Below are 11,322 nucleotides of genomic sequence, written 5' to 3'. Positions count from 1 at the left end.
CCGCTATATCAACCCAGAGTCAGATCATATTACTAATAGAACCGAGATCACACTTCAATGAGTTCATCTCGGCTAAACTAAATTTTTATAGTTAAATATTACGAATACTCACATAGTAACTTAAATTATCGCAATGAAAAATCTAGGGCGCAATCCTTTTGATCCTCCTCACTCACGGCAGAAAGAACCACCTTCTCCTGACGAGCTTAAACAGCTATTGATGACTGTTCGTGTTCAACGCGATGAATGGCAACAACGTGCGAAAGAAAATGAGGAAGCTGCATCTCAACGCGATGAATGGCAACAACGTGCAAACGAATCTGCATCACAACTGGTTCATGTTCAGCAAGAAATTCAAACTTATCAAATCGAGGCTAATGAGCTAAAACTCGAAGCTAATGAGATAAAAGAGCAAGTCACTCAAAATTATCGCTTCTATATTCATGAGCAAGAAAATCATCAAAAGACGCTCTACCTTTACAACGAAGAAAAAGCGAAAATATCCCAGCTAGTTCATGTTCACCAGCGAGAGATCCAAACTTGCGAACTTGAAGCTAATGAGCTAAAAGAGCGAGTCACTCAAAATTACCAGTTCTATATTGATGAACAACATAATTACCAACAAACGCTCTGCCTCTACAACGAAGAAAAAGCGAGAGCGACTGAATTGCTTACCAAATATGAGGCAGTAAACTCTGAACGAGAAATGTATTTGAGTTTATACAATGAGGCTAAAGCAGAACTCAAGCATGAGCGACGTTCTAAAGCTGGTATTAAGGGATGGGAAACTCGCCGTAAAGCCGAGAATGAACGACTAAAACGGGAAATTGCCCAGATGGTTGTGCTACTGCGTGAATCTTTAACAAGTAAGGATGAAGCAGTAAACAGTCTTTACGTTGTAGCAGAGCGTATGGATCGGATTCAATCTCTAGTTGATTCGGTGGAAGAAGAAACAACTAACAATCCTATGGGTTTAGTACAAAAGTTTAAACGCATCTGGCTGGCAATTAAAGATATACTTTCTGAATAAATAAGCATACTCATGAGCAAAAAATCACTCCCAACCACGCGAAAACAAGGTAAAGCGAGGCTGGGAGATCAAATTCGCAGTATTGCTGATCGCCTTAAACAAGAGACTGATGTACAGATAAAAGCAACTTCTCGGATTTTAGGGGCTGCTGCTCAGATCGCCGAAAATCATGACCGACTTATTAGTGAAGTAGTTGATATGGTTGAGTCAGACCTTAATCTAGAGAAACAGGTATCTCAGGAGCATATTTATACTGTTGATATTCTGAAGCAACAGTTTAAAACATTACGGGATGCAAAGGCTCACTTTAACCTTAAAGTTACCAGTTGGGAATCACTAGTTAACAAATTAAATGCTGCATCTTCCCAAAAACTTATAATACACACAAATCAATTTTTTACAAATGACAATGTAAAAGAAAGTGAAGTTAATCACAATAATATTGAAAAATTGACAGTTTTTTTAGAAACTGATGTTGCAGAAATCTTTCCCAATTCGGAAGCAGTAAATGAAGGTCTGCGTTTTCTAATTAGAGTTACGAGTAAAAATCGTTTTTGAAACTGTGATGAGATTTAATTTGTTGGTGTAGCTGGAAAATCTAGGATTAATATAAACCCTCATGACTTACGCAACTGGCACAAGCAATGGCGCGGCTACGCCGCGCCGAGCGCCTAAAAACTAAGCCATTGACATAACAATATCCTGACGTTTTAGTTGCTCAATTAAATAATTTGAAAACAATCCATGTTTAATTTGATAAATAGTTTGACAACTTTTATAAGTTAGATGTTTGAGTCTCAACCAAACCAACATAGCGCAAGCAATATGATTTCTTTGAAGACGAGCTTTACCACATTAACATGATTCAATACCAGTCAATTGCTTGATTTCTCTATGAAACTCTTCTATTTCCCAACGAATTTTACACTCTTTTTGTGTAACATCCGTAGAACTTTGAGATAAATCGTTAGTTACGATATAATCCGTTCTATCGGTAGAGATAGTAACCCGGAATAGGTTCACTTTTTTCTCAGCAGGAAACGCTTTGATTTTGCGTAAGTCCTGCATAATTGAAGAACAAATTACGAATTACGAATTATATTAACTAGCTTTTGGTTCAGGGAAAGTCAACGTCCAATTATTTTTATCATTGATCTGAAAGTACAAACCTTGGAGAATCAGCCGCAGAGCTTTTCGAGTTCTAATAAACTTCCTTACTAGATAAGTTCCTGGTTCAGCAAATATATCATTAAAGTTTTTTTTCTGACCAAATTGTTTTGAACAATAACTGCCAGCACCTTTGACTGTTAACACAAAAAATGGAGCTTGTTTGTATTCATCAGGAATCATAAAAATTCCATATACATGGTGACGACCACGCCACGGCTCAACAATAACCTTAGTAGCATGTACTTGGAATTTTGGAGTTTTCGATGCGAGAAAAGCCTCGAAATTGCAATCAGAATCATTCACAGGCCACCACAGTGTAATAATACTCAGGGAGAGCAGCAAAATTAAAATATAGCGGAGTCTGCGACGCATAAAGCCAAGAAAAATTGTTGAAGCGGCTAGTACAATTTGATGAGTAATGATGGTGCAGCTACAGCAGTAAGGCTATCCACCTGCAACACCTCTGCAACACGTTCTAAAGGGTAAAGACAAAACATTAAGCAGTCGGTTAAACTTTCCTGTCAAAAAAAAATGCAGTCAAGATATCAGCCCACAAAAATTGCAGATTGTAGATGCGTAGTTTACCGCCGCAGGCATCGCTTCCCCTGTTCTAGTAGCTCCGTTACAGTATTAAACCTAGCTGAGAAACCATCAGGCTTTTGTGGCTGTTAACACTGATTTATGCTCAAATTTTTAGCTGTGATGAATTCTACAATTCGTTGCTTTTGATGATCTTTGTTCGCATCAGTAAATGCTTTGAGGAGATCAGAGCGTAGGCGTAGCGCGTCGTAGACATCGCCATCAAGTTCAGGAAAAAATCTCCTTTGATTTATAGGCAATTAATCGGTAGTCAAATACACAAATATTAGTTATATTCCCGTAAGTAACACTTGGTATAAATATTTATGGGAAGAAGCTGGGGAAGTCTTAAGACAGTTGCGGGTATCTTTAGCGCGTTGGCTTTGCCCGCCGTAGGCATCGCACTTACACAGTTTGGGGCAAATACTTCGGCGATCGCGGCTGACACAGTTGTTGTGCGTTTGGGTTTATTTACAGAATCCATCTCTCTTGCTGAGTTGCAAAATGCTGCAAAAACTGGGGAATTGTCTGGAAGTTTGAAGTCTTACACTAAAGGATTATCTGAAGAACAGCGCCACTTTTTCTTGGGGGCGCTGGGCATGAATGTACCGATAAATGTTGTCACCGTTAATAAGTTAGTTAATACTCAAATTGGTACAAGCATTCTCAATGACTTTGCTACGGCCTTAGCCCGAAAGGACAAAGCTGGGGTACAAGCACTGAGAGCAGGATTGGTATTAGGCTCTACTGCACCGCCGGGTCTTTCTATACTGAGTTTCATCGCCGCTTATCCGAGTAAACGCCTAGAAATTGATTTGCCACAAGCTTTTATAGTTGCAGGGAGTTTGAATACAGCTTTTTGGCGCACCCAGCAATTTATGCTAGCCATCACTCCCCAACTCGACCCCAAAACACCGCAGATTGCTTTCCCTTTTGATCCCAGCCAACCAGGAAGCGCTCAAGTAAAAATACTCAACTTAAGCCTGAATGACCAAAAGCGCGATCGCCAAATTCCAGTTGATATTTATTGGTCAACTGCTGCAACTGCCGACAAACCCGTAATTGTCCTTTCTCACGGCTTCGCCTCAGTCCGCACGGACTTGCGTTACCTAGCAGAACATTTAGCATCCCACGGTTATGTAGTAGCAGCTTTAGAACATCCCGGTAGTAACCAGGCAAATACTAACTCAGCATTACAAGGCAAAACCAGAGTTATGAAGCCTCATGAGTTTTTGGATCGCCCTCAAGATATTAGTTTTGTCCTCGACGAATTAGAAAAGCTCAACCAAACTGCTAATCATCCACTGCAAGGGAAACTTGCAACCACGAACGCGATGGTTATTGGCCATTCTTTTGGTGGTGGTACAGCTTTAGAAATTGCTGGAGCCGAGTTACAACTGGAACGACTCAAACAACGCTGTAAAAAGAACTTGGCTAGCTTTAGTGAGGGTGAAGTTATGCAGTGCATTGCTCAAGAACTACCAGAAAATAGCTATCAACTACGGGATACCAGAATCAAACAGGCGATCGCTCTCAATCCGACAACTTCTCTGATGTTTGGCGAAACTGGGTTAACTAAGGTGCAAATTCCTACCCTAGTCTTAGCAAGTTCCGCAGATAAAACCACCCCAGCTTTAACTGAACAGATTGTGGGATTTGAAAAAATCCCATCTCCAAAATGGCTAGTTGGTATAGTTGGGGGTACTCATCTGAGTGTAAAAGACCCCAGTACCACTTTGGATCAGATAGGACTACCAAATACACCGATTAGTGGCGGTGAAGTTGTGGGTAAACAAGCAGCTGATGTTCGCAAGTACGTTAAAGCTATAGCTTTGGCCTTTGCTGCACAGATGACTCCAGAAGCTAAAAAGTACGCTATCTTTCTGACATCAGATTATGCCCAGTTTGCTTCGACTCCGGCATTTCCATTTCGTCTAGTTAGGCAGATTCCTCCTGATGCTATGGCAGTGGTGAAAGAATTTGTTGATAAATAAAGGATTTCCAATTAAAAAAATATCCAATTTTGTCAAGGAGCCAATGCGTTGCCCAGAGTTGTCTGAGGGTCGGTTTCCGACGTTCCAGGACTCGTTGGCGCAGCCTCTCGTAGAGAAGAGGCTGCGCCAACGGGACACTATGCGTAGCTTGCTTCGAGCTAGGAGTACGGGAGGTTCCCTACTATGTGTATATTGATCAACTAGGCTAAAACCCTCTTCCCTCGTGTTTCCTAACTTATCCCAACGCCAACGCCAACGGCATAGCAACTCTTAGAGACGCACTCGCGTTCGCTTAGAGCGAGTAATCGAGCGTCGGGAACCTCCGCAACGCACTGGCTCCCCTACGTGGATTTCAAAAATCAAATACTAGTCCTATAAAATTGGACTTAATTTTTGATATTTTACTTAGAGAAAATTATACTAACTTGATAGTAAACCTATAGTTGCTGTTAAAGCAATACTAAATTTTACTTAGACAAAATTATACTAATTTGATAGTAAACCTATAGTTGCTGTTAAAGCAATACTAAAGTTTTACAGTAAAAATAAATATTTAAACATAAACTTTATAATATTTTTGTTAAAAATAATAGAAGCTTGAGACTGTAAAAAAAAGTAGGAGCATCTGCTGGATAATACATATGTATTCTAGCTACAATGCCAAGAATAAGTGAACACAAGTTGCTTCGTGCGAAAATATACTCGTGTATCTATGGGCGTAAATTTCTTGAAATTCACAAAAATGCTAGAGCATTTTTATCTGCTACAAGCCACAGATAAACCAAAAAAAAAATCAAGGCTTGTTTTGTTTACTTAGATAATAATTAGTTTCAGGCAGATAATATTGTGAAACTAATTTTGGATTCCGAATTAAACAATTATTCCATTTCACTCAAGCCCATGCAACTTTATACAACTCTTGAAATCGAACAACTCCAGCAAAACGAAGACCTTCCTTACTTACTTGAAATTATGGAGTGGGTGAAATTTTTTTTAGTAAGACCTCATCCTGATTTAGGAAGACCGGGAGTAGTTTGCCCTTTTATGCCTCACGCTCTCAAATCAAATAACATTCGGCTAGCAGTCATTCGCACAAAAAATTTGTGTTTAGAGCAAATAGAAGCAATTGTGAAACCCTACCGAGATGTCTTTCTTGAGAGAGAAGCAAACGAGAAAGAATTACTAATAAGTAAAGCCTTTGTACTTATCTTTCCTGATGTCCATATAGATGAGGCATCTAAAGTAATTGATGGTGTCCACAAAAAACTTAAACCTTTGTTTGTTGAGTCAGGACTGATGCTAGGAGAATTTCACAACCGTACTGAGAGTCCTGGGCTACATAATCCCAACTTTCGACCACTCCGCAGTCCCATACCCTTGCTGGTTATCCGCCCGATGACTGAAGTTGACCTTACCTTTCTTATGAGTCCAGATAACCCACACTTACGTATTCGGTATCTGGAAGCTTATTTAAACCGTTTTGGTCATAAACTTACAGATGAAACAAAGTTTAAAAATGCTCATCAAGCATTGGCTTTAGCGAAAGAAGAACTTAAAGACAAAAATTTGGTAAGTTATTAGATATAAATCAATACGGTTCAGTTAAGAGGATGTTTGGAAAGTCTTAAAGTCTACTAAAAACCCCGTTTCTATTCCTCTCCCCGAAAGGTCGAGAGGCTTTGAAACCCCCATTCTCTTGTAGGGAACTGAGGCAGGGAGATTAGGTTCTGAGGCTTTTGATGTTTCATACAATACTTTTTAAACATCCTCTCAAGCTCATGCAACTCTATACACCTCTTGAAATCGAACAACTCCAGCAAAACGAAGACCTTCCTTACTTAATTGAAATTATGGAGTGGGTGAAAAATTTTTTAGGAAGACCTCATCCTAACTTAGGAAGATCGGGCGTAGTTTGCCCTTTTATACCTCACTCTCTCAAGTCAAACAGTATTCGTATGGGAGTTATTCGCGCAAAAGATTTGTATCCAGAACAAGTAGAAGAGATTGTTGGAAGGTACCGAGATATCTTTCTTGGAATGGAAGTTAAAGAGCAGGAATTAGTAATCAATAAAGCTTTTTTACTTATCTTTCCTGATATCGATATAGAAGAAGCTTCTAAACTAATAGATAGTGTCCAACAAAAACTTAAACCTATGTTCGTTGAGTCAGGACTGATGATAGGAGAATTTCATAAACGTAATAAAAGTCCTGGTCTGCACAACCCAAACTTTCGTCCACTTCGTAGCCCTATCCCCTTGTTGGCTATCCGGTTTATGGTTGAAGCTGACCTCCCCTTTCTTGAGAGTCCGGCTGACCCACGCTTACGTATTAGGTATCTGGAAGCTTATTTAAAGTGTTTTGGTGATAAATTTACTGATGAAACAAAGTTTAAAAATGCTCATCAAGCATTGGCTTTAGCGAAAGAACAACTTAAAGACAAAAACTTGGTGCATTAGCATATAGCGGTTCCCATTCAGATGCAGTATAAGATTATACTGCAAACCGTAGGGGCACTGCCGTGCCCCTACGTGTCAACTTAAGCTAAAACCCTTTTAAAACCTCGTTTCCAGCCAGAGGCTGGAAATGCTACTCATTGCGGCTCTGCCGCAAGTCAAGAGGCGGCAGCCCCCCCATTAGGCATTCCCAGTCTCTGACTGGGAACGAGAGCAGTCCTAAATGATTTATGAACTTGGCGTCTCGTAGAGATGGCGGTTCGATAATTTTCATAACTCATACCAATTTTGGATTTTAGATTTGGGATTTTCGATTAAAAGTCTTTACTGCAAGGCTGTTCGGTGGAATTTCAGACAATACTACTGATCTCAATTTGGTATCAGTTATCCTTGCTAAAGCTTAATTCCCGGTTACAAAGTTGCATTTGCACTTCTTTGTCGTGAAAAATGCCAACTAAAGCACAACCGACTGCTTTGTGTTCTTGGAGAAGTTCCATTACAACTTGGCGATTAGTAGCATCTAGGGCTGATGTGGGTTCATCCAACAGTAAAATCGGATAGTTGACGCAGAGGGCGCGGGCGATATTCACCCGTTGTTTTTCGCCTCCAGAAAAGGTGGTGGGAGACAGTTGCCATAAACGTTCCGGCAGGTTGAGACGATGAAACAACTCCTTTATCTTGTTGAGGGCAACTTCTGTTTCCACTCCTAATTCTAATAGCGGTTCTGCGGCAACTTCTAGGGCCGGAACTCTGGGAATTGCTCGTAAAAACTGGCTGACATATCCGATGGTTTTCTGCCGCACTGCTAAAAGTTCATGGGGTAAAAGTTGGCATAAATCAACCCAATTCCCTAGATGTTTTACCCAAATTGAGCCGCTATCAGCGAGATAATTAGCGTATAAACAGCGCATTAAGGTAGACTTACCTGAGCCGGATGGCCCAGATAGGGCTAAACATTCCCCAGCATTCACACTCAGGGATAATCCTTCTAAAACTGGTAGGCGAACGCCTCCTTGCTGATGCAAAGTAAAGCCTTTTCGCAAATTTTCAACTTGTAGGAGGGTTTTAGCAGAAATGTTAGCGGGTGGATGATTAACAGTTAATGATTGCATTGCTGATAAACTTATGGGGTTAAAGCGGCACTGACCAATAGTTGAGTAAAGGGATGCTGGGGATCATCAAGCACTTGGTCTGTTAAACCTGATTCCACCACCTGTCCTTGTTGCATTACTAGCAAGCGATGAGCCAGCAGCCTGACAACGCCTAGATCGTGTGTAACCACAATGACGCTGAGATGAAAATTCCGTACTAGCGATCGCAACAAGTCCAATAACCGCGCTTGCACCGACACATCCAACCCTCCCGTCGGTTCATCCATCAATATCAACCGGGGGCGTGTCACCAATACACGAGCCAGTTGTAACCTTTGCTGCATCCCTCCAGAGAAAGTTACTGGTAAATCATCCATCCGCGCCGGATCAATTTATTGGCGATACCTGTGTGAACGCAGGCTGTAACTATTTAATTGAATATCTGGCGACTGCTTGACCTGTGACGTAGACAGATGCGATCGCAGAAGGTAGAGAATTATTTGGAGATATCAGCAGGAAATCTGCATCCAAGCCGGGGGCAATTTTCCCTTTGCAATCGCTAATTCCGGCCGCGACTGCTGGACGGCTGGAAACCAGTGTCCATGCTGTTTCAAAAGGCATCAAGCCTAATTCGTTTAGTTTAAAGGGTGCATGAAACAAGGAAGGATAGTGGTAATCTGAGCAAAGACAATCCAAAATATCATTTTTAGCCGCCTCAGCTACACTCATGTAGCCGACATGGGAACCGCCACGCACCAAGTTAGGCGCACCCATGAGGATTGCTGCTCCGTAGGCGCGAGACTGTGCGGCTAAAGCAATACTGCCAGGAAATTCAGCGATCGCTACCTGACGGCGTTGACTTTCTGCCACCTTTTCTTCAGAATCATCATCATGGGAAGCTAAGGGAATACCGTAAGTATGGGCAAGCTCAACTAATTGCTCTATTTGCTCGTATCCCTCGTGTCGCTGTTCTTCTACTTGGGTGATGAGTTCTTTGATTTCTGGCTCAGACAGGGGCAATCGTAACCGCAAACTTTTGATATATCGGCTCAATATTTGCTGATTTCCTGGAGGTGGTAGGTGATCGTTAATCGACAAAAGTTGAATGCGGCCAGATGTTAGCCAATCACATAACTCTTGATGTCCTTGGGTATTTGCTTCTTCATGCCTGAGATGAATCTGATGATTGCAACTTAAAACCTGCTTTCCTGTTCCCAAAATGAAATCAATTAAGGCACGGGCTGAATCTCGGCTTCGCAAACCCGGTTCATAGGAGTCTGTGATTGAGCAGAAGAAAGTTGTGATTCCGGCAGACAAAAGGTTACGGTCATTGTCAGCGATCGCCATTGGTAAAGGAAAGTTAACTCCGGGACGAGGGCAAATCATTCTCTCAAAGGCATCACCGTGCAAATCGATGATCCCAGGCAGCATCTGGAGTCCTTTGGCATTTACTAAATGAAACCCATTCGGACTAATTGCCTGATTGATACTGAGAAACTGCCCATCTTCAATTAAAACTGTTGCATCTTTAATCCAACCTTCTGGAGTTAAGACATCTACTCCTTGGATGGCAATTTTTGCTGTTGTTAGTGTTGGTGATTGTTGAATAGTTTGTTGTGATGTCACTGAATTACCTCATATCAATTTTAGATTTTGGATTAAATGTCTTTACCCAAAGCTTTCTAGCTCTCTCTGCGCCTCTGCATGAGCCAATTTTTTTAACGAACCGCAGAGGACACAGAGGACACAGAGAGAATAAGAGAAGAGTGATTTTTTTATTTAAATTCGTTGTATAAAAATTCCATGCCCTCATAGGGATCTTCTCTGGTTGCAGCAATTCTGGATGATAAGTCACCTATGTGCAGTTCCAGCTTATGGTGATCTGGGTCAAGAATGTATAAGGAATCGCCTTCACTTGTATTTTCTTTCCACTTTTTCACACCTAGAGAAATCAGGCGATCGCTATATTCTTGAAAGTCTTGTTCAGGAACACTAAAAGCAATATGAGTGTACTCAGTCGCAGGACTTGTGCGTGTGTTTGGATCTAAGGATAGACACAACCACAATTTACCTGCGAGTAAATAAGCGCCTCTTTTCCATTTAGCGATCGCTTTACAACCGAGAATTTTGGTATAAAAGTCAAAGGACTTTTCTACATCGGAGACTGACAGAGTAATATGGTTGATTCCTGTAATCATTTCGCTTCTTCCAAGTCAAACTTAGAGATTTCTACATTCTCTGCCATTTCACAATTTTCTGGAATTAACTCAGGTGATGGCTTGATGTCACTCTCTTCAATTTTGAATTTTGAATTTTGAATTGTTACCTGCTGTTGTCGCAGCTTTCGCACTAGATTTAACTCGGCTTGAAAATCAATATAGTGAGGAAGTTTGAGATGCTGGACAAAGCCCTGTGCTTCAACGTTGTCTGAGTGGGAAAGTACAAACTCGACATTTTGGGCTGGGGCTTCAACTGTTTCACCCAATTCCTCGGCTTGCATCGCCCATATCTACCAACGCCATTGACATCGCTTTGCGTTCGTTATAACCAAAGGTGAGTCCATAGCCACGGGTGAACTGAGCAGGTAATTCACTTAAAACTCCAACCATGCTGCTCGAATCCTAGCGCTTGATAGAATTTGTGGGCGCGATGCCGTTTCAGATTTGAGTTCAAAGTTTGGAACTTGTGCGATCGCATTCCAGATTTCTTCTGCGCGATCGTTCGGTAAGGGTGACTAACCATCCATCTCTGCATAAAGCTGAATCAGCAGTGATATCATGTCCGGGTAATTAGTTATGATTCCATAGTCATTGCACCCCACACGCCAGTCGCTCATGGGGGAAACCTCCAGACGCTCAATGACTCGCTAACGCTGCGCTATCGCTTTTAGCGTCTCCCCTTCTCTACGAGACGCCAAGGGCGATGGGAGAAGATCGCACTGGCTCCCCTTATCCCCTCCCCGCAGGCGGGGAGGGGAGACAAAGCGCAGCTTTGGCGGGGTGGGG

Annotated in this window: 10 protein-coding genes and 2 pseudogenes; 5 read left to right on the top strand and 7 right to left on the bottom strand. The window is 41.6% G+C overall.

Going from position 1 to position 11,322, the window contains the following annotated elements; translation table 11 throughout:
- Positions 1-133: 133 nt before the first annotated feature.
- Entirely contained in the window at positions 134-1,030 is an 897-nt protein-coding gene (locus HWQ41_RS21265; RefSeq protein WP_292767146.1) for a hypothetical protein, read from the top strand.
- A gap of 12 nt (positions 1,031-1,042) precedes the next feature.
- A complete protein-coding gene (locus tag HWQ41_RS21260) occupies positions 1,043-1,588 on the top strand; it encodes a hypothetical protein (protein ID WP_292767143.1) in 546 nt (181 codons plus the stop codon).
- 543 nt (positions 1,589-2,131) lie between these two features.
- Here the strand turns inward: HWQ41_RS21260 and HWQ41_RS21255 are convergent.
- A complete protein-coding gene (locus HWQ41_RS21255) occupies positions 2,132-2,572 on the bottom strand; it encodes a hypothetical protein (RefSeq protein WP_292767141.1) in 441 nt (146 codons plus the stop codon).
- A gap of 533 nt (positions 2,573-3,105) precedes the next feature.
- Between HWQ41_RS21255 and HWQ41_RS21250 the strand changes: the two genes are divergently transcribed.
- The 3 genes from HWQ41_RS21250 (at position 3,106) to HWQ41_RS21240 (ending at position 7,229) form a co-directional block, all read left to right on the top strand.
- Entirely contained in the window at positions 3,106-4,773 is a 1,668-nt protein-coding gene (locus tag HWQ41_RS21250) for an alpha/beta hydrolase (protein ID WP_292767138.1), read from the top strand.
- A 900-nt stretch (positions 4,774-5,673) separates the two neighbouring features.
- Entirely contained in the window at positions 5,674-6,354 is a 681-nt protein-coding gene (locus HWQ41_RS21245; RefSeq protein WP_292767136.1) for a DUF6875 domain-containing protein, read from the top strand.
- Positions 6,355-6,551: 197 nt separating this feature from the next.
- A complete protein-coding gene (locus HWQ41_RS21240; RefSeq protein ID WP_292767133.1) occupies positions 6,552-7,229 on the top strand; it encodes a DUF6875 domain-containing protein in 678 nt (225 codons plus the stop codon).
- A 377-nt stretch (positions 7,230-7,606) separates the two neighbouring features.
- On the opposite strand, the gene phnL is transcribed toward HWQ41_RS21240, so the two are convergent.
- The 6 genes and pseudogenes from phnL to HWQ41_RS34340 form a co-directional block, all read right to left on the bottom strand.
- The gene (phnL, locus tag HWQ41_RS21235) at positions 7,607-8,338 is read right to left on the bottom strand and encodes a phosphonate C-P lyase system protein PhnL (RefSeq protein WP_292767131.1); all 732 of its coding nucleotides are present in this window, start codon (positions 8,336-8,338) and stop codon (positions 7,607-7,609) included.
- 11 nt (positions 8,339-8,349) lie between these two features.
- Positions 8,350-8,709: pseudogene (locus HWQ41_RS21230) on the bottom strand (ATP-binding cassette domain-containing protein); the annotation flags it as partial.
- A 34-nt stretch (positions 8,710-8,743) separates the two neighbouring features.
- Complete coding sequence (locus tag HWQ41_RS21225; RefSeq protein WP_292767125.1) at positions 8,744-9,943, bottom strand: alpha-D-ribose 1-methylphosphonate 5-triphosphate diphosphatase; 1,200 nt, start codon at positions 9,941-9,943, stop codon at positions 8,744-8,746.
- Between the two features lie 149 nt (positions 9,944-10,092).
- A complete protein-coding gene (locus HWQ41_RS21220; protein WP_292767122.1) occupies positions 10,093-10,515 on the bottom strand; it encodes a fosfomycin resistance glutathione transferase in 423 nt (140 codons plus the stop codon).
- Positions 10,512-10,908, bottom strand: a pseudogene (locus tag HWQ41_RS21215) (carbon-phosphorus lyase complex subunit PhnI); the annotation flags it as partial. The gene HWQ41_RS21220 and the pseudogene HWQ41_RS21215, both read right to left, overlap by 4 nt.
- On the bottom strand, positions 10,907-11,059 hold the full coding sequence (locus HWQ41_RS34340) for a hypothetical protein (protein WP_366931691.1): 153 nt from the start codon (positions 11,057-11,059) through the stop codon (positions 10,907-10,909). The pseudogene HWQ41_RS21215 and the gene HWQ41_RS34340, both read right to left, overlap by 2 nt.
- Positions 11,060-11,322 lie beyond the last annotated feature (263 nt).

This window comes from Nostoc sp. NOS(2021) (assembly GCF_017115025.1).
Classification (GTDB): domain Bacteria; phylum Cyanobacteriota; class Cyanobacteriia; order Cyanobacteriales; family Nostocaceae; genus Nostoc.
This window is presented reverse-complemented; position numbering and strand designations above follow the sequence as displayed.